This is a genomic window from Mesorhizobium sp. P2_H9, assembly GCF_056403215.1.
On the sequence record NZ_JBFUFX010000005.1, the window covers coordinates 145,046 to 170,697 of the forward strand.

Sequence of the window (25,652 nt, forward strand, 5' to 3'; positions counted from 1 at the left end):
GGGGCACCAAGCGCCCTCACCCGGCGGCACGCTTGCCGCGTTTGGTCTTGCCGGCCCGCGCTTCTAGCGTCTTCTCGATCTGCCGCTTCAGCTCGTCCTTGATATCGACGGTCTCGGCCAGCAAGGCGTCGATCTTCATGAAGTCGAGCACCCGGTATTTCGACACCGCCGGACGGATCAGAATGTCGGGCTGGCACTGCTTAAGCTTGTTGGCGATGATCGACTGCATCATCAACTGCGTGGCGCCGAACATCAGGTCGACGGAGGTCGGGTTCTTGCGCTCGGCTTCGGTCGGGGCACCGACGACATCGACGGCGATAATGATGTCGGCGTCATGCTCGATCAGGTCGAACGGTACCGGATTGTAGATGCCGCCGTCGATCAGCAGCCGGCCGTCGCGCATCACCGGGCGGAATACCGCGGGAATGGCGGCCGAGGCGGCGAGTGCCGAATGCAGGTCGCCGTCTTCGAAGACGGCCAGCTTGTGACCAAAATAGTCCGTCGCGGTCACCTTCAGCGGTATCTTCAGCTCGGCGAAGGTTTCGGGAATAGCGTCGGGCAGGAAGGCTTTCAGGATGCGCTCGACATTGAACTGGCTGACCCGCAAGCCGCCCTGCATCGCCTCGGCAAAAGTGCCCGGCCGCGCCCGCCACATGCGCGTCGCCACTTCGGCGCGGCGCATCAGGATCGAGCGCGTATAGTCCTGGATGTCCCGACCGGCCATGCCCGAGGCCATGCCGGCGCCCATGATGGCGCCGATCGACGAGCCGGAAATTGCGACCGGCCTGATGCCCAGTTCGTCCAGCGCCTCGATGACGTGGACATGCGCCAGCCCGCGCGCGCCGCCGCCGCCAAAGGCGATGCCGAAGCTTGGGCCAGCACTCATCCCTTGCCGCCCAGCGCCAGTTTGGGTCCGACGACCATGATGGCCGGCTCTGCGGAAAGCAGTTTCTTCGCCGCCGCCTTGACCTGGTCGAGCGTCACCCCGTTGATGAGGGCGCCGCGACGCTGCATGTAGTCGATGCCAAGCTTGTCGAGCTGCAGTTCGACCAGGGTCGCTGCAATCGCGCTCGAGGAATCCAGATTGTTGATGGCATAGGCGCCGACCATGTATTTCTTGGTCGCCTCAAGTTCTTCCTCGGTCGGCCCTACCTCGGCCATGCGCTTGACCACCTCGCGCACGACGCCCAGCGTCTCGGCCGCCCTGTCGGAGCGGGTCGCGGTGGTGACGAGCAGCGCATCGGCGTGTTTCTGGTCGATCAGGTCGGAACTGACGCTGTAGGCCAGGCCGCGCTTTTCGCGCACTTCGTCGAACAGACGCGAGGTGAAGGTGCCGCCGCCGAGGATCTCGTTCATCAGCACTGCGGCGAAAAAGTCCGGCGCGTCGCGTTTCACGCCGGGGTAGGCCAGTTGCAGCGAGGTCTGCGGCAGGTCGTAGTTGACCTCGAGCTGCTGGCCGAGCTTCGGCTCGATATCGGCGACGGGGTTCAGCGTCTGCTTTTCCGGCAGGTCGCCGAACAGCGCGTCGAGCTTTTGCTTCAGCGTCCCGGCGTCGATGTCGCCGACCACCGCCACATGCAGGCCGTCGCGGGCGAAATTGGCCTTGTGGAAGGCTTTCAGATCATCCGGCGTGATGGCGGCGAGGCTTTGCTTGGTGCCCTCGTCGGACCTGGAATAGGGATGGGTGCCGTAGATCGCTTCCGCCCATTTGGTCTGGGCGATGGTGCCCGGGTCGTTCTCGCCGGCAATGATGCCGGACAGGATCTGCGACCGAATGCGGTCGATCGGCGCCTGGTCGAAGCGCGGTTTGGTGACCGCCAGCCGCAACAGGTCGAACGCAGCGTCTTTGCGCTCGGCCAGCGTGCGCATCGAGCCATAGGTGCCGTCGCGCCCGGCCTCGAAGCCCATTTCGGCGCCGACATCGTCGAGCTTTATCTGGAAGGCCTCGCTGTCGAGATCGCCGGCGCCCTCGTCGAACAGGCCGGTCATCAGATTGACCAGCCCTTCCTTGCCAGCTGGGTCCTGCGTCGAGCCGCCATCGAAGACGAAGCGGATGGCGATGATCGGCACCGTATGATCTTCCACCAGCCAGGCGGTGATGCCCTTCGGCGATTTCACTTCCTGGATGTCCATGGCGCGAGCGGCGAGCGCCGGCAGGATGAGGAAGACGAGGGAAAGGAACAGGGTCGCCAGCGGCGTAGCGGTGCGGCGGGGCAGGATCGCGAGTCTGTTCATCGGATCAGTTCCCCGCCTGGGTTTGCGGCAAGAGATAGCCGGTCGTCGAATGATCCAGCACCAGATACCGCACGGCGACGGCCTTGACCTCATCGGCGGTGACCTTGCGGATGCGGTCGGGCCATTCCTCGATATCCCTGACGTTGCCGCCGACGGCCAGCGTCGAACCATAGATATTGGCCATGGAATCCTGCTTGTCGCGGGCGAAGATCATCGAGCGGACGTAGCGGGCCTTGGCCTTCTCCAACTCCTCGCCAGTGACCCCGTCCTTGGCAATGCGAAGGATTTCGGCATCGACCGCCGCCTCGACATCGGCGAGCTTGGCGTCACCGCGCGGCGCGCCATAGACGGTGAAATTGGTGGCATCGTGCATGGTGCCCTGGAAGAAGGCCCCGGCGCTGGCGGCTATGCCTTGCTTGACCACAAGCTCCTGGTAGAGCCGGCTGCGGCTACCGCCGCCGAGGATTTCAGCCAATATATCGAGCGCTTCGGCTTCGCCCGGTTTTGCCGTGCGATAGGACGGAACCACCCATTGCGTCGAAAAACTCGGGACGCTGACGCGCGCATCGGTGAGCGTCACCGTGCGCCTGGTGTTCTGCTCCGGCTCGACTGGACGAATGCGCGGCGGCAGGTCCGGACCGCGCGCGACCTTGCCAAAAGTCTTTTCGGCCAGCGCCTTGACCGCGTCCGGTTCGACGTCGCCAGCCACCACCAGCACGGCGTTGTTGGGGGTATAATATCTGTCGTAGAAGGCCGTGGCGTCGGTGCGGTTCAGCTGCTCCATCTCCTGCATCCAGCCGATCACCGGGATGCGGTAGGGCTGGTTCTGCCAAAGCGTGGCGTCGACTTCCTCGTCGAGAACCGCCTCGGGATTGCTGTCGATGCGTGCACGGCGCTCCTCGAGAATGACGTCGCGCTCGGTCTTGATGACGTCGTCGGTGAGGATGAGGTTGCGCATCCGGTCGGCTTCGAAGCTCATCATGTCACCGAGTGCCGAGGGCGCCACCGTCTCGTGGAAGGCGGTGTAGTCATAGGAGGTGAAAGCGTTGTTGGAACCGCCTATGGCTGAGATGGCGCGGTCGAACTCGCCGGCTGAATGGTTCTTGGTTGCCTTGAACATCAGATGTTCGAAGAAATGGGCAATGCCGGATTTGCCCGGCGGCTCATCGGCACTGCCGATCTTGTACCACACCATATGGGTGACGATCGGCGCCCGGTGATCCGGGATGACGACCACCTCCATACCGTTGTCGAGCAGAAAGTCCGTCACCTTGCCGTCGTCCGATGCGGCCAGAACCGGGCCGGTCGTGACCAGGGCCAGCGCGGTCGTCAGCAGCATTCTGCGCAGAGATGTCATCAATGGCTCCGGATTTCATGCCGCGACGATAGGCAAGGTCTTGTGGACAAGCAAAGTCAATTGTTGGTCATGTTGCCGGCAAAGGCGGCGGCAAAGAGGCCGCCCCCGGGCGTGCAAGGGATGCCGCAAGCAATCAGCCGGCTTCGATGAAACGAATGACGGTCTCGCCATAGCCGCGCTCGTCGACCACCGCAAAGCCGGGGCCAAGCTCGAACGGGGCCGCCGCCGCTTCCTCGACGACGCAGAGCGCACCGGGCGAGAGCCAGCCACCGGCCTTGGCCGAACGCAGGGCAAGTTCGCCAAGACCCTTGCCGTAGGGCGGATCGGCAAACACCAGTCCGAAGGCGGCGATGGTGCCGGCCTCGCCAAGTGCTGAGGCATCGCGGCGAAAGATCTTGGTGCGCCCGGTCAGGCCGAAGGCTTCGACATTGGTGCGGATCAGGCCGCGTCCTTCCGCCGATTCCTCGATAAAGACGACATAGGACGCGCCACGCGACAGCGCTTCGAGGCCGAGCGCGCCGGTGCCGGCGAACAGGTCGAGCACGCGCGCGCCGTCCAGTTTCTCGGGATAGCGATGCGCCAGCACGTTGAAGACAGCCTCGCGGGTGCGGTCGGTCGTCGGGCGGATGCCATTGCTGCGCGGCGTCGCCAGCGGACGCCCGCGAAACTCACCGCCGACGATCCGCATTACTTGCCCTTGGGGCCGTTACGCGGCCGGTCACTGCCGGGACGATCGCCCCGCGGCTTGCCGAACGGTTTTGCACCGCTGGGCTTGCCATAGGCGGGCTTGAACGAAGCCTTGCGCGCCTTGGCATCGCTGGCCTTGGCCGCGTCGGCTTCCGCCCTGCCCTTGCCGATCGGCCGCGCGCCAGGCGCCATCCAGACATTGGCCTTGCGCTGGCCCGGCGGCTCGATCGGCCGCTGCTCGCGTTCCGGCCTTTTCCCGCCCGGCTTGCCGCCAAAGCCACCACGCGGCTTGTCGCCAAAGCCACCGCGCGGTTTGTCGCCGAAGCTGCGCTCGGGCCTGGGGCCACGCTCGCCAAAGCTCTTTTCCGGCCCAGCACCTCTGTCGGGACTTGTCGACAGCTTGCCCAGCGCCTCGTCGCGGCTGCCTTCGCGGCGCTTGCGGTTCTTGATCAGCCCGCCCTCGCCGATCGGACGGCGCTCGCCGTCGCGGGTGAATTTCGGCCGCTCGGGTTCTTCTTCGCGCACCGCTTCGCGCCGCACCGGCTTGTTGGAAAACGGCTTGGTGATCTCCGCGTCGAAATTGGCGCCGGATTCCTCGACCAAGCGCTCGCCAAGCTGGTCGCGCAGCACGCGGCCCTTGATCTCGAGGACATGGCCCTCCTTCAGATCATCCAGCTGGAATGGGCCGTAGGAAATGCGGATCAGCCGCGTGACGTCGAGGCCGAGCGAGCCAAGGATGTTCCTGACCTCGCGATTCTTGCCCTCTCGCAGGCCAAGCGTCAGCCAGGCATTGGTGCCCTGCTCGCGGTCGAGCGTCGCTTCGATGGCGCCATAGAAGACGCCGTCGACGGCAATGCCTTCGCGCAGGCCGGCGAGCGCGCTTTCCTCGACCTTGCCGTGGACGCGCACGCGGTAGCGCCTGAGCCAACCGGTGGCCGGCAGTTCGAGCACGCGCGACAGCCCGCCATCATTGGTGAGCAGCAAAAGGCCTTCGGTGTTGATATCGAGGCGACCGATGGTCATCAGCCGCGGCAGGTCTGCCGGCAGCACGTCGAACACGGTTTTGCGGCCCTCGGGATCGCGGTTGGTGGTGACCACGCCGGCCGGCTTGTGGAACAGGAACAGGCGAGTGCGCTCGATCGGCGGTATCTCCATGCCGTCGAGATGGATGATGTCGCCGGGCATGACATTGAAGGCCGGTGTGGTCAGAGCGCGGCCATTGACCTTGACGCGGCCGGCCGCAATCAGCTCCTCGGCATCGCGGCGCGAGGCGAGGCCGGCGCGCGCCAGCCGCTTGGCGATGCGCTCACCTGCCTCCTCCGTCGCTTCCGCGGCACGCGGGCGCGGCCTGAAGCCGCCGCCTGATGCGCCCTGGGGCCGATCGCCAAAGTCGCGCTTGGGGCGATCAGCGAAGTCGCGCTTCGGCCGGTCGTCGCGCGGTTTGAAGTCACGCTTCGGGCGTTCGCCTTCGGCGGCCATCGGCCGATCGCCGCGCGGTGCATAGGGTTTGCGCGGACCTTCGCGCTTCTCATAAGGCTTGCGCTCGCCTTCAGCGGCCATTGGTCGGTCGCCGCGTGGCGCATAGGGTTTGCGCGGTCCTTCGCGCTTTTCATACGGCTTGCGCTCGCCCTCGGCGGCCATCGGCCGGTCGCCGCGCGGGGCGTAAGGCTTGCGCGGGCCCTCGCGTTTTTCATATGGCTTGCCTTCGGGGCGCGGGCCCTTGCTGAATGGCCGGTCGCCGCTCTTGAAATCGCGCTTCGGGCGCTCGCCCTCAGCGGCATTCGGACGATCGCCACGCGGAGCATAGGGCTTGCGCGGGCCTTCGCGTTTCTCGAAAGGCTTGCCTTCAGGGCGCGGGCCCTTGCTGAATGGCCGGTCGCCGCTCTTGAAATCGCGCTTCGGGCGCTCGCCCTCAGCGGCTATCGGCCGGTCACCGCGCGGTGCGTAGGGTTTCTTGGCGCCGAAGGATGGCTTGCCGCCTTTGCCGGCGGCGCCGTCGCGGCTGCGCGGTCCCGCGGCTTTCGGGCCGCCTCTGGCCGGACCCTTTTTGGGCCGGAATTTCTTGTCGTTGTCGTCCATGTGGCCTTTGCCTGTTTGCGCTGCTACAGCGTGGCGCATCCTTTCGGGCGCGCAAAGAACGCTGTAGCACTTTTGATTTGGCGCATGATCATTTCCGAAAACCGAGTCCGATTTTCGGGGTTATGCGCTCAATAACAGGATCACGCCTGAGTGGCGAGGAGATAATCGGGATGGAAACCCGCGTGAAGCGGCCGGATTTCATGGCGCTGGCGTTGCAAGAAGCCGAAGCCGCCGCCTTGCGCGGCGAAGTGCCGGTCGGCGCCGTCATTGCCAGCGGCAGCATGGTGGTGGCAAAAGCCGGCAATCGCACCCGCGAGCTTGCCGATCCGACGGCACATGCCGAGATGCTGGCGATCCGCGAGGCTTGCCAGAAGCTCTCAGCCGAGCGGCTGACCGGGCACGACCTCTATGTGACGCTGGAGCCCTGCGCCATGTGCGCCGGTGCCATTTCCTTCGCCAGGCTGCGCCGGCTCTATTTCGGCGCCGCCGACGAGAAGGGCGGCGCGGTGGTCAACGGCGTGCGCTTCTTCACGTCACCCACGTGCCACCACGCGCCCGACATCTATCCGGGCATGGCCGAACATGACGCGGCGCTGCTGCTGAAGGATTTTTTCCGGGAGCGACGCGAACCTTAGCTAGATATCAAAGGGTTACGGCGTTCTTTGCATGTCTTAAGGAACATGCGGTGCGGAGATGGGCTGCTTACCAGGGCAGCCAGTCGAACATGCCGCCGCTCTTGCTCTTGGCGGCTGCCTCCTTCTTGAGGCGGCGTTCCTTCTTGTATTCGTCCTCGCCGAGCTCGTCCTGCGGCGCGGTGTCGGCCGCGACGCGGTACTGCACCGGCGGCTCGCTCAGATATTTGCGCTTGGTCGGGTCGCCCTGCTTGCTTTCCGCCATGCGACGCTTGATCTCGGCGACGCGACCCTTGTCGGAATCAGCCGGCGTCCAGCGTGGCGGATGGCTCGAGGCGGAGTCCGCCAGCGCCTTCTTGACAGATTCCGGGTCGGTCTGCACGTCGTCGACGATCTGCGACTGGTAGGAAGGATCGTCCTGATGCGCGGTGGCGTCGGCACGCAGGCGGGCACGGCGCTGCTCGGGCGATTCGGGCCAATCGGCGCTCGCCGTCTCGATGCTGTCCTGCGGCGGCGGCAGCACTTCCTGCTGCCCCGGCGCCGGCTTCACCAGTTCGGGACGCGGCTTGTAGTCAATCCGTTCCTTGTGCTTCGGCGCGATCGAAAAGGCGCCGGAGAGGTCGCCGGCAAGCTGCGTGGCGGCGGTCTTGTCGGTGCCGTAGGTGGGCGAACCCATGCAGCCGGACAGAGCGAGGCTGGACGCGACAAGCGGCGCCAGCAGCGCAACGCGCGCGTAAGTTCTCTCGGTCATGCCAAAAAGTCCCACTCTAGACAGCCTCTCGATCGCCACCGGCCAAAGGTCCGGTCCCCATCGTCGATGCTCTTGCGACGGAAATCCGGCGACAATTTGTCGTCCGGAGTTTCGCGTGTTTACCTCAACCGCTCGTTAAGGGCAACGCGCGGGGGGCTGTCAGCCCCTCGCCGTGGCATTTGTGCACCGTTTCAAAGCCGCCCGAGCGCCTTCAACTCTTGCAGGACAGCGGCGTCCCGGGCCGAAACATCGGGGAATTCGACATCCTGTCCGACATCGGCCGTGTAGCGCCATGAGCGCGCGCATTTCGCCAGGCCCCGATCCTGCGCCTTCTCGATCACGACCGCTATGCCCTTGACGTCGTCCAGGGTGAAGGCGCCGGAAGGCGCGTTGCCGTGGGCGATGACGAGTTCGCTGGTGATCGCCATCTCGGCCATGTCGACATCCGAGATCGCCGCTTCGAGCGCGGCATCGTCCAGCGTGACCACCGGCACGGCTTCCAGCGACGAGCCGATCAGCTTCTCGGCGCGCGCGATCTCGAGCGCGCCGGTGACGACACGCCGAACCTGCCGCACCTTGCGCCATTTTTCCGCCAGCGCCTCGTTCTTCCAGTCCTCCGGGATTTCCGGAAACTGATCGAGATGCAGCGACACGGCGTCCGGGTGACGATCGAGCCAGGCCTCTTCCATGGTGAAGGGCAGCATCGGCGCCAGCCACTTCACCAGGCAGTTGAACAGATGGCGCACCACTTGCACGGAGGCCTTGCGCTTCACGCTCGACGGTGCGTCGCAGTAGAGCGCGTCCTTGCGGATGTCGAAATAGAAGGCCGACAGTTCGACCACCATGAAGTCGAGCAGCGTGCGGGTGACGCGCTTGAACTCGAAGGCATCGTAGCCCGAGCGCACCACCTCATCGAGCTCGGCCAGCCGGTGCAGCATCAGCCGCTCCAGCTCCGGCATCTTGTCGAGCGGCACCTCCTCGCCGTCGTCATGGGCGAGCGTGCCCAGCATCCAGCGGATGGTGTTCCTGAGCTTGCGGTAGGCGTCGATATTGGTCTGCAGCACGTTCTTGCCGAGCCGCTGGTCTTCCCAATAGTCGGTCGTCACCACCCACAGGCGCAGGATATCGGCGCCGGACTGCTTGATGACGTCCTGCGGCACGACGGTGTTGCCGAGCGACTTCGACATCTTGCGTCCCTCTTCATCCATGGTGAAGCCATGGGTGACGACGGTTTCGTAGGGCGCCCTGCCCCTGGTGCCGCAGCTTTCGAGCAGCGAGGAGTGGAACCAGCCGCGATGCTGGTCGGAGCCTTCGAGATAGACGTCGGCCGGCCATTTCAGATCCGGGCGATCCTCAAGCGTGAAGGCGTGGGTCGATCCCGAATCGAACCAGACGTCGAGGATGTCCATCACCTGCTTCCATTTGGAGGCGTCGTGATTGCCGAGGAAACGCTCCTTGGCGCCGGCCGCGAACCAGGCATCGGCGCCCTCTTTTTCAAAAGCGTCCATGATGCGCTGGTTGACCGCCTCGTCCTTCAGCACATTGCCGTCGGCATCGGCGAAGACGGCGATCGGCACGCCCCAGGCGCGCTGGCGCGACAGCACCCAGTCGGGGCGCTCCTCGATCATGGCGCGGATGCGGTTCTGGCCGGCGGCCGGCACGAAGCGGGTGTCGTCGATCGCCTTCAGCGCGCGGCTGCGCAGCGTCGTGCCGTCGCCGAGATCCTTGTCCATGTAGACGAACCATTGCGGCGTGTTGCGGAAGATGATCGGTTTCTTCGAGCGCCACGAATGCGGATAGGAATGCTTCAGCCGGCCGCGCGCGAACAGCGCATTGCGCTTGATCAATTCGTCGATGACCGCCTGGTTGGCATTGCCCTTCTTGCCGTTGTCGTCGATGACGCGCGCTGGCCCGCCCTCGCGGTCCGGGCCAAAACCCGGCGCGTCCTTGGTGAAGAAGCCGCCATCGTCGACCGGGAACGGGATGGCGGTGTCGATGCCGCGCTGGCGAAGCTCATTGGCAGCATCCGTCCAGGCATCGAAATCCTCGCGACCGTGGCTGGGCGCGGTGTGAACGAAGCCGGTGCCGGCATCGTCGGTGACATGGTCGCCGGCAACCATCGGCACCGGGAATTCATAGCCGCCGCCGAAGCCTTTGAGCGGATGCGAAAGCGTAAGACTTCCAAGCTGTTCCGCCGAAACGCTGTGAAGCCGATTCAAGGTGACCTTGGCCTTGGTCGCCGAGTCTTCCGCCAGTGCATCGGCAAAGATCAGCTTCTCGCCCGGCTGCGGCCCGAAGGCGTTCTCGGCCGCCGTGACCTCGTAAAGACCATAGCCGATGCGCGACGAATAGCTGACCGCGCGGTTGCCGGGGATGGTCCAGGGCGTCGTCGTCCAGATGACGACATGAGCTTCCAGCAGGTCCAGCGACGTCTCGGTCAGCTTTGGATCCCGTGCCGGCTGCCCAGCCTCAAGGCTGGCAACCGGAAACTTCACCCAGATCGTATCGGACTCATAGTCCTGGTACTCGACCTCGGCTTCGGCCAGCGCGGTGCGCTCGACCACGCTCCACATCACCGGCTTGGAGCCGCGATAGAGCTGACCCGACATGGCGAATTTCAGCAATTCGCCGGCGATGCGCGCCTCGGCATGAAAAGCCATCGTCGTATAGGGGTTCTTGAAGTCGCCGACGACGCCGAGCCGCTGGAACTCGCCGCCCTGCACCGAGATCCAGTGGGCAGCGAATTCGCGGCATTCCTGGCGGAACTCGTTGACCGGCACCTCGTCCTTGTTCTTGCCCTTGGCGCGGTATTGTTCCTCGATCTTCCATTCGATCGGCAGGCCGTGGCAGTCCCAGCCGGGCACATAGTTGGAATCGTAGCCGCGCATCTGGAACGAGCGGGTGATGACGTCCTTGAGGATCTTGTTCAGCGCATGGCCGATATGGATGTTGCCATTGGCGTAGGGCGGGCCGTCATGCAGCACGTATTTTTCACGGCCGGCAGCGCTTTCGCGCAGCTTGCGGTAGAGGTCCATGTCCTGCCAGCGCTTGACCAGCAGCGGCTCTTTCTCGGGCAAGCCGGCACGCATCGGGAAATCCGTCTGCGGCAGATAAAGCGTCTTGGAATAGTCGATCGTATCGGTTGTGTCGGTCATTGGTCTGCCATGTGCATTGCCCGGCGGGCGTAGAAGCTCGGGCGTTGAAATCTTCGCTTTGACGCATATCGGCTTCCCAAAACCGGACCCACTTTTGGGCGATAGGCGTCGATCATTTGGAAAAAGCGCGAGAGGCACGCGCAAGATCCCCGGCGGCTCCAGCGGCGCTCAGGCCGCCCGGAACACCGGGCTCGTAATTCGTATCGTCAGCGCGCGAAGGCGCGAAAAGCTCGTCATGGCAGGGCTTTTAGCGGAGAAAGCCGCAGGAATAAAGCGTCTCTCGTTTGATTCAGCTACATCGTGAAGTCGAAGCGATAGGTGGTCGACACACCGATCATAAACTGGTTGCGGTCGCCGCGCTCCTTGACCAGGCTTGAATCGGCGGCCGGGCCCATCAGGCGGGAATATTCGCCAAACAGGCTGGCCGTCATCGGTTCGGTTACCTTCCAGGTTATGGCGCCGCCAAGGCCTGTCGATTTCAGGCCGCCACCGGGATGGTATTCGCTGAGGCCCGAGGCCACCGCCTCCTGCACATTGACGCCATAATAGGCGTCGAAATAGCCTGAAGAGGCGAAGGAAACGCGCGGGCCGCCCGAAATCCTGACATTTGGCGTCAAATCATAGAAGGCGTCGGCGGCGATGTCGGCGACGAAACCGTTGTGGGCGCGAATGCCGTGGCGCAGTTCGGCGCGAGCGCGCAGCCAGTCCGTCGGATAGAATTCGAAGAAGCCACCGACCTCGCCGCCCCAGCGCACCGGGTCGAGGCCCTTCAGCTCATCGTCGCTGCTGCGGGAAAACAGGAATTTGCCGGTCAGGCCGGCGCGGACACCGCCATCGTCGACCAGCGCCAGCGAGATGTTGTCGTTGCGCGAGACAAAGCGTGCGGTGGGACCGGCCTTGCCAAGCGAGATGATCGGCGAGGCACTGAGCATATACTGCTTGCCGCCCTCGAAATTCGGCGCGACGAGGCCGGTGGCGCCAACCGTTAGATACCAGTCGCCGGACAGCCAGCCGAAGGTGCCCTCACCGGCCTCGGCGGCAGCGGGCGCGCCCAGCATGACGGCCGCCAAGACCGCAGACATTTTTCCGACCGGACTCATGGTCACTCCACTAACACAACACAGCCGCGCAACGGCCACAGCTTTGACGGCCGTTTGGTAAAATTTGATTTAAATCCGTGACAGGGGAGCACGGTTTGTTGTCCTTGCAGGGTGTCGCCCTCGGCTGGACGCGCGCCACTACCGGTATTAACCTCGTGGCCGGCAAATGCCAGACGTTCTTCTATGCCAAAGCGAGACTGGAGGAGATGCGGCAATGACCCTGCGCGGCGATGCATTGAAGGACGCGATCGGCCAGACACGAGACAAATGGGGGTGGTTCGTCGCGCTCGGCGTGCTGCTGCTCATTTTCGGCGGCATTGCCTTCGGCAATCTGTTCATCGCCACCGTCGCCTCGGTTTATGTCGTCGGCTGGCTGATGCTGATGGCCGGCATCATCGAGATCATTCATGCCTTCGGCGTCAAGACCTGGGGCCGCTTCTTCTACTGGCTGCTCAGCGGCCTGCTCTATGCCGTCGCAGGGTTCTTCGCCTTCGACAATCCGCTGCTGGCGTCAGCGGTGCTGACCTTCCTGCTGGCGGTGGCGCTTGTCGCATCAGGCGCGCTCCGAGCCTGGGTCGGCTACAGCCACCGGCCGGCCAATGGTTGGGGCTGGGTCGTCGCGGCCGGCCTGATCAGCGTGCTGGCGGGCCTGACCATCGCCATGGGCTGGCCGGTCAACAGCCTGTGGGTGCTCGGGCTGTTCCTTGCCATCGATCTGATCTTCCAGGGCTGGACTTTCATCGCCGTTGGACTGGCCTTGAAGAGGTAGGCGGCCGGAAGCTCAAAAAGCGATAGCGCGATCCAGCTCCGACAGCGGGCTGACACCGGCGAGCAGCGCCCTCGCCTCGGCCTCGTCACGCTTCATCTGCGCGACCAGCGCATCCAGCCCGTCGAACTTCACCTCCGAGCGCAGGAAACCGAAGAACGACACCGCGCAAATCTCGCCATAGAGATCGCCGGAAAAGTCGAAGACGAAGGTTTCCAGCAGCGGCGCGCCATTGTCGTCGACGGTTGGACGGCGGCCAAAACTGGCAACGCCGTCATGCAGCGTGCCGTCGGCGCAGCGGAAGCGGACGGCATAAATCCCTTCCTTCAGAGTCGCTTCCGGCGAAAGTCTCATGTTGGCGGTGGGAAAGCCCAGCGTCCGGCCCAGCTGCTGGCCGCCGATCACCTCGCCCTCGACGGTGAAGCGGTAGCCAAGCAGGCCGGCGGCCTCGGCCACCTCTCCCGCGCAAAGCAGCGCGCGGATGCGGCTCGACGACACCACTTCGGCCCCCTCGTCGCGAAAGGCGTCGACCAGGGTGACGCCAAAACCGTGGCGCTCGCCTGCCGCCATCAGAAAAGCCGGACCGCCCTGCCTGTCCTTGCCGAAATGGAAATCGAAACCGGTGACGGCATGCGTGATGCCGAGGTTTTTTTCCAGCACGTCGGTGACGAAAGCCTCTGCCGACAGGGAAGCGAAGTCGCGCGTGAACGGCTGTTCGACCAGGGCTGCAAAACCCAGCTGCGACAACAGCCGCGCCTTCATCGGCGGCGGCGTCAGCACGAACAGCGGCATATCGGGTCTGAACACCTTGCGCGGGTGCGGCTCGAAGCTCAGCACCAGCGCGGGTGCGCCGCGCCGCGCCGCCTCAGCGAGCGCGCGTTCGAGCACGGCCTGATGGCCGCGATGAACGCCGTCGAAATTGCCGATCGCGACAACGCCGCCACGCAGATGGGCGGGCAGCGGCGAGATTGCGGAAATACGGTCCGTCATTTCGAGGCTTCCGTCATGGCGCGACCCTATCGCAGTCTCGGAATAACCGCGACCGGCCGGTACCCGTGCTTTTCCAGAAAGACCTGGAGTCGCGCCGGATCCGGCTGCAGCGGGTCGCCATAGTCGCGGGCATGGACACCGCCCGACACGTAGAGCACGTCGAAGCCATTGTCGGCGGCGCCCTTGACGTCGGTCATCATGCCGTCGCCGATGGCCAGCACTCGGCCGCGCTCGACCGTACGACCGAGAAGACCGGCGACCTCTTTCAGCGCGACGTCATAGACCGGTGCGTAAGGTTTTCCGGCGATCAGCGTGCGCCCGCCAAGCTGGGCATAGTCGCGGGCCAAGGCCCCCGCGCACCAGATCATCCGCTCGCCGCGCTCCACCATGATATCGGGATTGGCACAGACGAAAGGCAGGTTCCTGGCCCGCAGCCGCCGCAGAAGCTCGGCGTAGTCTTCCGGCTTTTCCACCTCGTCGTCGAACAGCCCGGTGCAGACGATGCCGGATGCCTCGAACTCCTCGACGAGTTCGACGTCGAGACCGTCATAGAGCGTGAAATCGCGGTCGGCACCGATATGGAAAATCTTGCGCGGACCCTCGGCGATGAGGTCGCGGGTGACGTCGCCGGAGGTGACGACGCGGTCGTAGGCTTCTGGGGGAACGCCGATCGCGTTCATCTGCGCCACCACGTCTGCGCTGCGGCGCGGCGAATTGGTGATCAGCACGACAGGCAGTTTGGCCGCGCGCGCGGTTTCCAGCGCGAGCGCCGCCGCCGGAAAATGCCGTTCGCCATTGTGAACCACGCCCCAGACATCGCAGAGGATGGCACTGTAGGCACCCGACAAATCCGCGAGCGAGCCGATAATGTCGGGCGTGTGCGCCATGCCGTGTTCCCAAAATAACGATCGTTGCAGGAGCTGCCGCCGACGGTCCGCCGCAGCCGGTCCGCATTAGCCGAAGCGCTTCACCCTGTCACCAGCTTTTGCCAGGCGATGTGACCACCCTTGCGATGGGGCAGCAATATTCGCCACCGCCGGCCGCATGGTTAATGAGCGTTGAAAGGATGGCCTGTTCTTGAAAGCATTTCAGAAACTTGAAATTTAACGATTTGTGGCATCGTCCTGCCGACAACTGGGGTTTGGGCAGGGGTTCTGACGACATGATCCGGAAATTCGGCAGCGACAGGCGTGGCAACTACGCATTGATGACCGTTATTGCCATGGTGCCGCTGATGGGCGCCGTGGCGCTCGCCGTCGACTATTCGGAACTGCTGCGGCAAAAGCAGGATACATTGAGCGCGCTGGATGCCGCCGGCATCGCCACCGCACAGCAGATCGTCGCGGGCAAGAGCGACACCGACGTCAAGGCCTTCGCCCAGACTTTCTTCGAGGTCAATCTCGGGCACGTCAAGAAGACAGACACCCTGCTGACCGTCACGCTGCCCAACAACAACACTGGCGGCGGCACGCTGAAGCTTTGCGCCGATTTGCAGTACCATCCCTATTTCCTGCCGGCGGCCGCCATGCTGATCGGGAAAACCGCCACGGATGTCGAAATGTCGGCATGCTCCGAGGTCCGCCTCAAGAACACGCTGGAAGTTTCGCTCGTGCTCGACAATTCCGGCTCTATGACCCAGCTTGGCCACGGCTCGAGCCAGGTTCGGTTCGACCTGCTCAAAAGCGCAGCCAAACAACTGGTCGACCAGCTTGCCGGCCAGGCCCAGCAGATGAAGCAGGTCACCAAACCGGTCCAGTTCAGCCTTGTTCCATTCGCCGCCTCCGTCAATGTCGGCCCGGCAAACGCTAACGCGACGTGGATGGACACGACAGGCATCTCGCCTCTCGACCAGGAAAACCTCGATTGGTCGACGCTTACCTCGGCCAACAGCCCGAACCAATATGCTACGAAGACCGGCAACAACTACTACGCGAAAGGCTCGTCCTGGGATGCGACGCAGGTGAACAACGTGCTGACGCGCTTTTCGCTCTACAAATGGATGAAACGCATCTCGTCATGCACCAAAAATGGCAGCGGCGTCTGCACGTCCAATATAGTCTATGCCCCTATCGCGAGCTGGGGCGGCTGCGTCGAATCCCGCCCATACCCTTACAACATCCAGGACACGGCGGCTTCGACAGCCACGCCGGCAACAATGTTCGTGCCGATGTTTGCACCCGACGAGACCGACAACGTCGACACCAGCTCACGCCCGGCGAACAACAACTGGCATCTCGATATCTCGACCGGCACAGACCCGGTGCGCCAGAAGTACATGCCGAAATATTTCAACGCCGGCACCAAGATCACCCCTGCCTACGGCATGGATGAAGGGCCGAACACAAGCTGCAGCACGACCGCGATCACGCCGTTGACCGACGTTTCGGTGGCGGCCGGCGCAACGTCGATCAAAGGCTCGATCGACGCCATGGTGGCCGATGGCGCCACCAATGTGCCGGAGGGCATGGCCTGGGGCTGGAGGACGCTTTCGAGCACTGCTCCGTTCACCGAAGGCAGGCCCGAGACCGAAAGAGGCAACGACAAGGTCCTGATCGTGCTGACCGACGGCGCCAATACATACTACACGCCAACATCGGTGACGGCGCAGACCTACTCGGGCACCGGCTACTTAAATGGCGGCAACGACCTTGCCGGCAACAAGGCCATCTATTCGTCCCTGGGGTATCTTGCCTACTCCACCACTCAGACCAAGCCTTTCAACAGCCCCAACACCTATGGCCGCCCATTTCTGGGCACCAGTACAGCCGTCGTGAAGACCGACTATTCCAACGCCAACTACACCAAGGCGATGAACGAGCATTTCGCCACACTTTGCGACAACGCCAAGGCGGCCAACATCCTGGTCATGACCATCGCGCTGGACCTGGACTCGACCAAGACCGCCGAAGCAGCACAGATAGCCGCGCTGAAAGCCTGCTCGTCCGACTCGCGCTTCACCAAGGACAAGACCGACCCGAGCAAACCGGCGAAACTGTTCTGGAATTCGACCGGCGCAACACTGTCGGACGATTTCAAGGCGATCGGCAACGAATTGTCGAACCTGCGCATCGTCAGCTGATCTTTCAAACCTTTCGAAACGACGCGCCCCGCCACTGGCGGGGCGCGTTGTTTGGAGCGCCTGTTCAGGGCGCCGCCGCGCTTGGTTAGCTTTTGATGAAATGCCGATCGCGCAATCGATCGGTTTCCCAAACCCGTCCTTCAGCGTTTTGTGAAACTCTGGCGGAATTGAGAATACGCAGGCGGGGCCGCTTACAGACATGCGTGAATTCTGGCGTCAATTCTGCCGTGACCGGCGCGGCAACTATGCTCTCGTGACGGTGTTTGCCATGGTGCCGCTGATGGGTGGCGTGGCGATGGCCGTCGACTACACGCAAGTGTCCAACCAGAAGCAGTCGGTGGTGAACGCGCTCGACGCAGCCAATTTCGCCACGGCGCGTCGCCTGGTCCAGGGTGCCACCGACGATCAGTTGAAAGCCTACGCGCTCGATTTCTTCCAAGCCAATCTCAACAGGGTCGATCCCGCCAAGACGACGCTCAGCGTCACGCTGCCGACCAGCACCGCTGGCGGTGGCATTCTGAAGTTATGCGCCGACCTGGTGTATGATCCCTATTTCCTGCCGGCGGCAGCGATGCTGGTCGGCAAATCCTCCAGCACGGTCGACTATTCCGTTTGCTCGGAAGTGCGGCTGAAGAACACGCTGGAAGTCGCCATGGTGCTGGACAATTCGGGCTCGATGACCACGCCCGGCACCGGTTCGGGACAAAAGCGCATCGACCTTCTCAAGCAGGCCGCCAAGCAACTCGTCGACACGCTGGCCCAGCAGGCGGCGGCGATCAAGCAGATCGACAAGCCGGTTCAGTTCAGCCTGGTGCCGTTCGCTGCCTCGGTCAATGTCGGCCCCGACAACGATAACGCCTCCTGGATCGACGCCTATGGGTTGTCGCCAATCCACAACGAGAACTTCGACTGGTCGACGCTGAACGCCGCCGACAAATATGCCCAGAAAATCAATGGCATCTGGTACAAAAAGGGCATCGGCTGGGGCACCGAGGAAGGCCAGATGCTGACCCGGTTCTCGCTTTACCGCGACATGAAGGTCGTTACCAGCCACGAGCGGGTCGCCGGCAGCGAGCGCGTCGTCTGCGACGTCTACCGCTCCAACCACACCTGCAAGACCAGTCACAAGGAATAYGACTACACCGACACTTATGGCCCATTCGCCAGCTGGCAAGGCTGCGTCGAGGATCGGCCTTACCCCTACAATGTCAACGACGAGCCGGCTTCCGGCGGCCCCAACAACACCGGTACCGGCGTCGGCGATCCGGCAACCATGTTCGTGCCGATGTTTGCGCCCGACGAGCCCGGCAATCACTGGAAGCTGACCCAGGATCCGGATGAGGCGGCGCCCGTCACCTATGGTGCTGCAAACAGCTGGTGGAACGACGATCCGTCGAGCGCCACGGCCAAGACGCGGCAGTCCAACATGGCCAAATATTTCCAGCCGCGGCCGATCGATGCGCCGGTGCTGGCCAAGGGCGCCGGCCCCAATTACAGCTGCACCACCACGCCGATCACGCCGCTGACCGACGTTACCAATGCCGACGGACTGGCCAAGATCAAGGCCGCAATCGACCTGATGGCGCCCAACGGCAACACCAATGTGCCGGAAGGCCTGGCCTGGGGCTGGCGCACCGTCTCCAGCACCGAGCCCTTCACCGAGGGACGTCCGGAGACGGAACGCGGCAACGACAAGGTGGTCATCGTGCTCACCGACGGCGAGAACACCTATTCGACGGTGAGCCCCGATCCGGCCGGCAACAAGTCGACCTATGCCGCCTATGGCTATACCGGCCTCGGCTACAACGGCACCTCGGTCACCCGCCTGTTCGGCGGTACGTCGAGCGCCGTCGGCCAGTTCAACTATTCGTCCAGCAACTACACCACCGCGCTCAACGACCAGATGGCGACGCTGTGCAACAACGCCAAGGCAGCCAACGTCATGGTGATGACCGTGGCGCTCGACCTGTCGGCGACGGACACCAGCGACAAGAAGGCGATGGACGCGCTGAAGACGTGCTCGTCGGACTCGCGCTTCCGCAAGGACCCGACCGACCCGAGCAAGCCGGCCAAGCTGTTCTGGAACGCAACCGGTGCGACGCTGTCGGACAATTTCAAGGAAATCGCCAACGAGCTGTCGAACCTTCGCGTGGTGAGCTGAGGCAATTTTCGACACTGGCGCAACGGTCGGCCCGGCCAAGCCCTTGTGCGTCGGTGTCCCGCGAGGCAAAGATCGAACGCTTCCCGGAGACCGCCATGCCCGAAACCGCCAACCATCTCGCCTTCGCGCTGGTCTGCCTCGGCATGGTGCTGACGCCCGGCCCGAACATGATCTACCTGATCTCGCGCTCGCTGTCGCAGGGACCGAAGGCCGGCCTGATCTCGCTCGGCGGCGTGGCGCTCGGCTTTCTCTTCTACGTGCTGTCGGCGGCATTCGGCATCACCGCGCTGCTGCTCGCCGTGCCCTTCGCCTATGACGCGCTGCGCCTTGCCGGCGCGCTCTATTTGCTGTGGCTCGCCTGGCAAGCGGTGAGGCCCGGCGGACGCTCGCCGTTCCAGGTACGCGAGCTGCCGAAGGACAGGCCGCGCAAGCTGTTTGCCATGGGCCTGATGACCAACCTGCTCAACCCGAAAGTGGCGGTGCTCTATCTGTCGCTGCTGCCGCAGTTCATCAGCCTCGACAAGGGCCATGTGCTGTCGCAGCTGCTGGTGCTCGGCGCCACGCAGATCACGATCAGCCTCACCGTCAACGCCATCATCGCGGTGACGGCCGGCTCTATCGCCACCTTCCTGGCGGGACGGCCGCTGTGGCTGGTGATCCAGCGCTGGATGATGGGCACGGTGCTTACCGCGCTTGCCGTGAAGATGGCGACCGACGCGCAGCGCTGACCCAGGAAGCCGATCTCGACACGGCTGCCTGGTCGCAAGCATACGGACGACTACTCCGGCAAATTGAAGACCGCCTCGATGTGATGGCCATCCGGGTCGACAACGAAGGCGGCATAGTAATGCGGGCCGTAGCCGGGCCGCAGGCCGGGTGCACCGTTGTCGCGACCGCCATGGGCAAGCGCGGCCACATGGAATTGCGCGATGCTTCCACGGTCAGGGGCGGCGAAGGCCAGGTGGAAACCGGGACCGGGCGGACGCTGGCCTTTTGGGCGCAGTTGGATCGCCAGCTTGTCGCCGCCGCCGGGAGGCCCGTAACCGACGGCCTGGTCGGGTTCGCCAGGTTCGAGGTCTTCCCAGACCCTGATATAGCCGAGCGGCGCAAGAGCCGCGTCGTAGAAGGCAGCCGCGCGCCCGATATCGGAAACGCCGAAGGAGACGTGGTGCAGCACTTTTTGACCTCATGGTGTTTTTCGAATCGGCCTGGATGTGGCGATTTTCGCTGCCCTGCCCGGCAAAAGCCATGATCGCCATTATCTCAGGCGGCATGACCAAAATCGAAAACTGCCAGATTCCGAATCTGAACAGGCGCCTGCTGCTGATAGGCGCCGGCGTTGTCGCACTGGCCGGGCTTGCCGCTTGCAGCACCGTTTCGCTGCCCACCGGCGAAGGCGCCGGCGCCTCGTCGTCCGCCGCCGGCACGCTGGCCAGCATCCGCGCGTCCGCGGGGCTCGGACCGCTTGTCCCCGATCACCAGCTCGAACAGGCGGCGCTGCAGCAGGCCAGCTTCATGGCGCGGCGGCGCCGCATGAGCCACACCACCGGCTGGGGCAAGGACTTTGCCTCGCGTGTCAAAGACAATGGCATTTCCGGCGCAGCTGCCGAAAACATCGCCGAGGGCCGCTTCGACCAGCAAAAGCTGTTCGACATCTGGATGCATTCAGCCGGCCACCGCCGCAACATGCTCGACCCGCGCTTCACCCGCTTTGGCCTCGCCTATGTCAGGGACGGCCGCGACAGTGCCATCCGCTATTGGAGCCTTGTGCTGGGAAAATAGCAGCAAGCAAGTGGCGGCGATGTTCGTCCGTCAATCCCGGTGCTCGAGCAATTTCTCGATGCCCTGCGCCGGAACCGGTTTGCTGAAAAGATGGCCTTGCATTTCGTCGCAATTGTTCCGGCGCAGGAAGGCGACCTGCTCGTCCGTTTCGACGCCTTCGGCAAGGACTCTCAGATTGAGCTTCTGACCCAATGAGATCACGGCGCTGGTGACAGCCTGATCGTCCTCGTCGGTGGCGAGATCGTTTATGAAAGACTTGTCGATCTTGAGCCGCTGGACCGGAAAGGTCTTGAGCGCACTGAGGCTGGAGTAGCCCGTGCCGAAATCGTCGATCGAAATCTGAACGCCCAGCCTTTGCAGCCCGTTCATGGTGGCGACCGCCACGTCGAAATCCTGCATGATAAGGCTTTCGGTCACTTCCAGTTCGAGATATCTGGCCTCCAGACCGCTTTCCTTCAAAGCGTTGACGACACGGCTGATCAGGTTCTTCTCCCGGAACTGTCTCGCCGACACATTCACGCAGACGGTCACGGGCGGCAGGCCAGCGTGCTGCCATGTTTTGTTCTGCCGACAGGCCTCGTGAAGAACCCAGTCGCCGATCGGCACGATCAAACCTGTCTCCTCGGCAGTCGGAATGAACGTCAGCGGCGCTACCATGCCTCGCGTCGGATGGTTCCAGCGTATCAACGCTTCGACGGCGACGACCCGCCCTGATCGGAGATCGACTTGCGGCTGATAGTGCAGGGTAAATTCCGAACGCGCGAGCGCGTTTCGCAATTCATCCTGGAGCAGGAGTTTTTCATGAGCCCTCGAGTTGAATTCGGGAGCGTAAAACTGGAAATTATCGCGGCCGATTTCTTTCGCGCGATACATGGCTGCATCGGCATTGGCGAGCAGCGTGTCCGGACTCGCCCCATCCTTGGGATAGTTTGCGATGCCGATACTGGCCGTCGTTCTCAGGCGATGCTCTCCGATATGAACCGGCTCGGCAATCGCGTCCCGTATCGTTTGCAGCGCCTCCGAAACAAGATCGATGTTGGCGGGCTGGTCGAACAGAACGATGACAAATTCGTCGCCGCCAAGCCGCACCACGGTATCGGTCACCTTTACGCATTCAACCATACGACTGGCGAGGGTCTTCAGCAGTTCGTCGCCGGCATTGTGGCCAAGCGTGTCGTTCACCAGTTTGAAATTGTCCAGATCGATGAACACCACCGTCACCCAGCGGTCGTATCGTTGCGCATACAGGACCGCTTGCGAGAGCCGGTCCTCCAGCAAGGCGCGGTTGGGAAGCCCGGTCAGCACGTCATGGTTGGCCATGAAGTGGATTTGATCTTCAGCCAGTTTGCGCTCGATCGCGATCCCGGCGATGTGCGTCGTGAATTCTATCAGGCGGGTCTCGGCCTCGACCGGTTCACGCACAGTCTTCGAATACATGGCAAAGGCGCCCAGGACGACGCCCTGGTGGGACAGGATCGGGGTCGACCAGCACGAACGATAGCCGTGGGGCGCCACCAGTTCACGGTAGTCCTCCCAGAGCGGATCCTGCTGGATATCGGTGACAATGACTGGCTCCCGCCGGTAGATGGCGGTTCCACAGGATCCCACCTTGGGACCGATAGCGACCCCGTCAATGGCGCTCGTATAGGCTTTCGCCAGGCTCGGCGCCGCACCGTGGCGCAAATGGATGCCGTCCTTGTCGAGCAGCAGGACGGAACCGAATATCCCCTTTAGCTGGGCCTCGACGAAGCGCATGAGACGGTCGAGCACGTCCTCCAGCGGGGCGCTCGTGGCGATCATTTCGAGGATGTTTGCCTGCCCGTTGCGAAGGACATCCGCCTGCTTGCGGGCCGTGATGTCATGGGCGATGCCAACCAGGCCGAAGATCTCATTTTGACGATTGCGCAACGGCACCTTCGTCGACGAAAGCCACTTGCCGGCCCCCGACGCATCGACGACAAACTCTTCCGCGTCGATCATCGGTTGGCCGCTGCGCAGAACCCTCTCCTCGATCTGGCGAAATTTCTCCGCAACCTCCGCAGGATGGAGGTCAAAATCGGTCAAGCCGATCATGTCGCTGGTCTTGTCGTGGCCACTGTCGGTCGCAAGGGCGCTGTTGACCACGACGAAACGGCTTTCGGTGTCCTTGACCCAAAGATAGTCGGGCACCCAGTCGATCAGCGCCTGGAGCGAGATGCGCTCGTCGACGATCTGGCGATTGAGGGTGAGTTCGGTAATGTCCTCATGCGTGGCCACCCAACTGCCGTCAGGCATGGGCTGGTTGCGGATCTGGATTGTCCGCCCATCGGCAAGTTTGGCGGTCCAGAGCCGCGAAGCCTTGCCCGAATTGTGCGACCGGGCCGTTGCGAGATAGGTGTCGGCATCCAGCGCCGCGGTGCCGGCGATGACGCGGCGTTCGACGATTTCGCTCAGCGTCACGCCGGGCCGTAATTCCTCGGGCGCAATGCGGTAGATTTCCGCATAGCGACGGTTGCTCAGGATCAGCCGTTCATTGGCATCGAAAAAACAGATGCCTTGCGAAATATTGTCGACCACCGTCTCGAATCGCAGCGCCTGTCCTTCGAGCGTTGCGATCGCAGCCCGAAGCTCACGCTCGAGTGTGTCGTTGGAGGCAGCCGCGAGTTTCGCCAGGGTGGCCAGACTGGCGGGCTGCGGCGCATCGGCGGGTTTCCTGGATGATTTCGTGACCAAACAGACCTCCTCCAGTTTGGCACCGGGTACAAAGAAAGAATCCCTCTCCTGCCATCCGACAGTCGGTTCATAGTGTTACTTATGTACTAATAGCAGAGAAACTGGATCGAAGTCAGAAGCGACGGCAGCTGGTTGACTCCAGCAAAAGCCGTCTTCAATCTGCTATTGGCGTAGCAGAATCGATATTCTTCGACATCTGGAGAATTTGGCGATCATCCCAGCAAGCGCCTCGGCCTTACATGTTTGCAGCCGCGTCCGCGATAGCGTCATCTGCTACCGGCAAATATCGGCGTCGCTTCAATCCATATGTGCGGCAGGCGCTCCGCCAGCGGCCGGAGCAGCCTTTGGCTTGCGCAGCAGGAACACGAACGGCACGGCAAGCAGCGTCATCATCATCAACAGCTTGAAGTCATTGACGTAGGAAATCATCATTGCCTGGATATTGACCAGCCCGTCCACCTGGGAAAGGGCCGTTGGGTCGCCGCCTGCGGCTGCCGGCGAAGCCGCCCAAAGGTTAGGGTTGAACGGGTTGATGAAGGCCGAAAGCTCGGCATGATTGATCTGCGTGTTGCGCACCAGCAGAACCGTCACGACCGATACGCCGATGGATGAGCCGAGATTGCGCACCAGGCTGAACAAGGCGGTTGCATCGGTGCGGTAGCGCGGGTCAAGCGTGGCGAAGGCCACGGTCGACAGCGGCACGAACACCATACCCATTCCCAGGCCCTGGATGATGCCGGAGCTGAGGATCAGCCAGTTGTCCATCTGCGGCGTGAAGCTGGCCATGGTGTAGAGCGACTGCGCGGTGAGCAGAAAGCCGATGACGACGAGAATCCTGGCATCGACCTTGCTCATCAGCCGCCCGACGACGAGCATCGAAATCATCGTGCCGACGCCGCGGGGGCCAATGACGACACCGATGGTCATGGTCGGATAGCCGAAGATGGTCGCCAGCATTGGCGGCAGCAGCGACATCGAGGCCAGGATGAGCACACCCATGACGAAGATGAACGCCAGCCCGGTCACGAAATTGCGGTCGACGAATATCTTGGGGTCGATGAACGGGCGCTCCGCCGTCACCGTGTGAATGATGAAAACCCAGAAGCCGGTTATCGCAAGACCGAGCTCGATCCAGATCTCGACCGAGGAAAACCAGTCGACCTCGCCGCCGCGATCCAGCATCAGCTGCAGCGCGCCGACACCGAGCGAAAGCATGGCGAAGCCGAAGAAATCGAAGTTGCGCACCCGCCGGGCAACGGCCGGCAGATAGGCGGCCATGCCGAGGAAGGCTGCAATGCCGACCGGCAGGTTGATGAAGAAGACCCAACGCCAGTTGAAATTCTCGGTCAGCCAGCCACCGAGCGTCGGGCCCAGGATCGGCCCCAGCATGATGCCGGCACCCCAGATGGCCATCGCCTGGCCGTGGCGTTCCCTGGGATTGATGTCGAGCAGGAAGGTCTGCGACAGCGGCACGATCGCGGCGCCGAAAACGCCTTGCATCAGCCGGAACAGCACTATGCTTTCAAGGCTCCACGCCAGACCGCACAGCATGGAGAAGATGGTGAAGCCGACCACCGCCGTCAGGAACAGTTCCTTGCGGCCGTACCGATCGGCCAGCCAGCCGGTCACCGGCGTCATGATGGCAGCGGCAACGATGTAGGACGTCAGCACCCAGTTGATGTTGTCGGGAGAGGCGCCGAGATCGCCGGTCATGGTCGGCAGCGCGACATTGGCGATCGTGGTGTCGAGCGCCTGCATGACCGTCGCCAGCATGAGCGCAACCGTGATCAGGCCTCGGTGCGGCACTTCCTTGAAGGGTTCTGGCGTGCTCATGATGCAAAACTTCCGACAGGTAACAAAACCGTGTACACTAGGTTTCCGGGCGGCGAGGCCTTCCTAGTGGAAAGACACTCATCGCGGTGGGACGCGACTATCGATGTGGGGGTTACATCGACCGAACGTCTCGACACATCAGGCATCTGCCGCCCGGAAACCTGAGGACCGAAGAGCCCTGCGTCGAGTCGTTCAGGTTTCGGTCAGGCCGCAATGTGGCCCGGTCCAACCCCAACCCCTCGCACACCTCCCATCGGACCAATCCTGTCATCTGCATTCACCCTGCCTGCACGGCGAGCGCTGGTGTTCGTCCTGGACCATGAATTTTGCCGA

The 25,652-nt window shown here is 63.2% G+C and carries 19 protein-coding genes; 6 read left to right on the forward strand and 13 right to left on the reverse strand.

What is annotated here, in order from left to right:
• Window positions 1-16: 16 nt before the first annotated feature.
• The 5 genes from AC1DXN_RS10900 to AC1DXN_RS10920 all read right to left on the reverse strand — a co-directional run bounded on the left by AC1DXN_RS10900 (window position 17) and on the right by AC1DXN_RS10920 (window position 6,358).
• Window positions 17-886 carry a patatin-like phospholipase family protein gene (locus tag AC1DXN_RS10900; protein ID WP_477273585.1) on the reverse strand — a complete coding sequence of 290 codons (870 nt, stop codon included), beginning with the start codon at window positions 884-886 and terminating at the stop codon, window positions 17-19.
• Window positions 883-2,235 (reverse strand): M16 family metallopeptidase, encoded by a 1,353-nt coding sequence (locus tag AC1DXN_RS10905; RefSeq protein ID WP_477273587.1) that lies wholly within the window; start codon window positions 2,233-2,235, stop codon window positions 883-885. The genes AC1DXN_RS10900 and AC1DXN_RS10905 overlap by 4 nt, the downstream gene beginning before the upstream one ends.
• 4 nt (window positions 2,236-2,239) lie before the next feature.
• Window positions 2,240-3,592: a M16 family metallopeptidase gene (locus AC1DXN_RS10910; protein ID WP_477273589.1), complete on the reverse strand. Its 1,353-nt coding sequence runs from the start codon at window positions 3,590-3,592 to the stop codon at window positions 2,240-2,242.
• Between the two features lie 133 nt (window positions 3,593-3,725).
• A complete protein-coding gene (gene rsmD, locus AC1DXN_RS10915; protein ID WP_477273591.1) occupies window positions 3,726-4,280 on the reverse strand; it encodes a 16S rRNA (guanine(966)-N(2))-methyltransferase RsmD in 555 nt (184 codons plus the stop codon).
• Window positions 4,280-6,358 carry a pseudouridine synthase gene (locus AC1DXN_RS10920; RefSeq protein ID WP_477273593.1) on the reverse strand — a complete coding sequence of 693 codons (2,079 nt, stop codon included), beginning with the start codon at window positions 6,356-6,358 and terminating at the stop codon, window positions 4,280-4,282. The genes rsmD and AC1DXN_RS10920 overlap by 1 nt, the downstream gene beginning before the upstream one ends.
• Window positions 6,359-6,540: 182 nt before the next feature.
• Between AC1DXN_RS10920 and AC1DXN_RS10925 the strand changes: the two genes are divergently transcribed.
• Window positions 6,541-6,993 (forward strand): nucleoside deaminase, encoded by a 453-nt coding sequence (locus tag AC1DXN_RS10925; protein WP_477274005.1) that lies wholly within the window; start codon window positions 6,541-6,543, stop codon window positions 6,991-6,993.
• A gap of 67 nt (window positions 6,994-7,060) precedes the next feature.
• Here the strand turns inward: AC1DXN_RS10925 and AC1DXN_RS10930 are convergent, their stop codons facing one another.
• The 3 genes from AC1DXN_RS10930 to AC1DXN_RS10940 form a co-directional block, all read right to left on the reverse strand.
• The gene (locus AC1DXN_RS10930) at window positions 7,061-7,741 is read right to left on the reverse strand and encodes a hypothetical protein (RefSeq protein ID WP_477273595.1); all 681 of its coding nucleotides are present in this window, start codon (window positions 7,739-7,741) and stop codon (window positions 7,061-7,063) included.
• Between the two features lie 191 nt (window positions 7,742-7,932).
• Window positions 7,933-10,896: an isoleucine--tRNA ligase gene (gene ileS, locus AC1DXN_RS10935; RefSeq protein WP_477273597.1), complete on the reverse strand. Its 2,964-nt coding sequence runs from the start codon at window positions 10,894-10,896 to the stop codon at window positions 7,933-7,935.
• A 293-nt stretch (window positions 10,897-11,189) separates the two neighbouring features.
• Window positions 11,190-11,978 carry a MipA/OmpV family protein gene (locus AC1DXN_RS10940; RefSeq protein ID WP_477273599.1) on the reverse strand — a complete coding sequence of 263 codons (789 nt, stop codon included), beginning with the start codon at window positions 11,976-11,978 and terminating at the stop codon, window positions 11,190-11,192.
• A gap of 232 nt (window positions 11,979-12,210) precedes the next feature.
• Here AC1DXN_RS10940 and AC1DXN_RS10945 point away from each other — a divergent pair, with 232 nt between their 5' ends.
• Entirely contained in the window at window positions 12,211-12,765 is a 555-nt protein-coding gene (locus AC1DXN_RS10945) for an HdeD family acid-resistance protein (RefSeq protein ID WP_477273601.1), read from the forward strand.
• 12 nt (window positions 12,766-12,777) lie between these two features.
• On the opposite strand, the gene AC1DXN_RS10950 is transcribed toward AC1DXN_RS10945, so the two are convergent.
• Window positions 12,778-13,752, reverse strand: coding sequence for a bifunctional riboflavin kinase/FAD synthetase (locus tag AC1DXN_RS10950; RefSeq protein ID WP_477273603.1), 975 nt, complete (start codon window positions 13,750-13,752; stop codon window positions 12,778-12,780).
• 26 nt (window positions 13,753-13,778) lie between these two features.
• Window positions 13,779-14,639, reverse strand: coding sequence for a TIGR01459 family HAD-type hydrolase (locus AC1DXN_RS10955; RefSeq protein WP_477273605.1), 861 nt, complete (start codon window positions 14,637-14,639; stop codon window positions 13,779-13,781).
• A gap of 275 nt (window positions 14,640-14,914) precedes the next feature.
• Here AC1DXN_RS10955 and AC1DXN_RS10960 point away from each other — a divergent pair, with 275 nt between their 5' ends.
• The 3 genes from AC1DXN_RS10960 to AC1DXN_RS10970 all read left to right on the forward strand — a co-directional run bounded on the left by AC1DXN_RS10960 (window position 14,915) and on the right by AC1DXN_RS10970 (window position 19,720).
• A complete protein-coding gene (locus AC1DXN_RS10960; protein ID WP_477273607.1) occupies window positions 14,915-16,831 on the forward strand; it encodes a pilus assembly protein TadG-related protein in 1,917 nt (638 codons plus the stop codon).
• Window positions 16,832-17,030: 199 nt separating this feature from the next.
• A complete protein-coding gene (locus AC1DXN_RS10965; protein WP_477273609.1) occupies window positions 17,031-18,992 on the forward strand; it encodes a TadE/TadG family type IV pilus assembly protein in 1,962 nt (653 codons plus the stop codon).
• A gap of 95 nt (window positions 18,993-19,087) precedes the next feature.
• Window positions 19,088-19,720 (forward strand): LysE family translocator, encoded by a 633-nt coding sequence (locus AC1DXN_RS10970; RefSeq protein WP_477273611.1) that lies wholly within the window; start codon window positions 19,088-19,090, stop codon window positions 19,718-19,720.
• A gap of 50 nt (window positions 19,721-19,770) precedes the next feature.
• On the opposite strand, the gene AC1DXN_RS10975 is transcribed toward AC1DXN_RS10970, so the two are convergent.
• Window positions 19,771-20,169 (reverse strand): VOC family protein, encoded by a 399-nt coding sequence (locus AC1DXN_RS10975; RefSeq protein ID WP_477273613.1) that lies wholly within the window; start codon window positions 20,167-20,169, stop codon window positions 19,771-19,773.
• Window positions 20,170-20,240: 71 nt separating this feature from the next.
• Here AC1DXN_RS10975 and AC1DXN_RS10980 point away from each other — a divergent pair, with 71 nt between their 5' ends.
• The gene (locus AC1DXN_RS10980) at window positions 20,241-20,774 is read left to right on the forward strand and encodes a CAP domain-containing protein (RefSeq protein ID WP_477273615.1); all 534 of its coding nucleotides are present in this window, start codon (window positions 20,241-20,243) and stop codon (window positions 20,772-20,774) included.
• Window positions 20,775-20,804: 30 nt separating this feature from the next.
• On the opposite strand, the gene AC1DXN_RS10985 is transcribed toward AC1DXN_RS10980, so the two are convergent.
• Together AC1DXN_RS10985 and AC1DXN_RS10990 are read right to left on the reverse strand one after the other, a co-directional pair.
• The gene (locus AC1DXN_RS10985) at window positions 20,805-23,486 is read right to left on the reverse strand and encodes an EAL domain-containing protein (protein ID WP_477273617.1); all 2,682 of its coding nucleotides are present in this window, start codon (window positions 23,484-23,486) and stop codon (window positions 20,805-20,807) included.
• 297 nt (window positions 23,487-23,783) lie between these two features.
• The gene (locus AC1DXN_RS10990; protein ID WP_477273619.1) at window positions 23,784-25,319 is read right to left on the reverse strand and encodes a DHA2 family efflux MFS transporter permease subunit; all 1,536 of its coding nucleotides are present in this window, start codon (window positions 25,317-25,319) and stop codon (window positions 23,784-23,786) included.
• Window positions 25,320-25,652 lie beyond the last annotated feature (333 nt).